1 protein-coding gene is annotated in these 366 nt (G+C 51.1%); it reads left to right on the top strand.

Annotated elements, in window-relative coordinates:
• Positions 1 to 77 precede the first annotated feature (77 nt).
• On the top strand, positions 78 to 366 hold a 289-nt coding region (locus HFRIS_RS24435), incomplete at its 3' end, for an IS5/IS1182 family transposase (RefSeq protein WP_039877301.1).

The following is a 366-nucleotide window of genomic DNA, read 5'->3' as shown; positions in this document are numbered from 1 at the left end:
GGCTTTGTTGAATAAATCGAACTTTTGCTGAGTTGAAGGATCAGATCACGCATCTTCCCGACAACGCAGACCGTTCCGTGGCAAAGCAAAAGTTCAAAATCACCAACTGGTCCACCTACAACAAAGCTCTCATCAACCGTGGCTCCCTCACTTTCTGGCTGGATGATGGGGCGATTCAGGCCTGGTATGAGTCAGCAACACCTTCTTCACGAGGCAGACCTCAGCGCTATTCTGACCTTGCCATCACGACTGTGCTGGTCATTAAACGCGTATTCAGGCTGACCCTGCGCGCTGCGCAGGGCTTTATTGATTCCATTTTTACACTGATGAATGTTCCGTTGCGCTGCCCGGATTACAGCCGGATCC

Origin of the sequence: Herbaspirillum frisingense GSF30, assembly GCF_000300975.2 — a bacterium.
GTDB lineage: Bacteria > Pseudomonadota > Gammaproteobacteria > Burkholderiales > Burkholderiaceae_D > Herbaspirillum > Herbaspirillum frisingense.
Note: the sequence above shows the minus strand (reverse complement) of the source record. Positions and strands in the feature narration are given on the sequence as shown.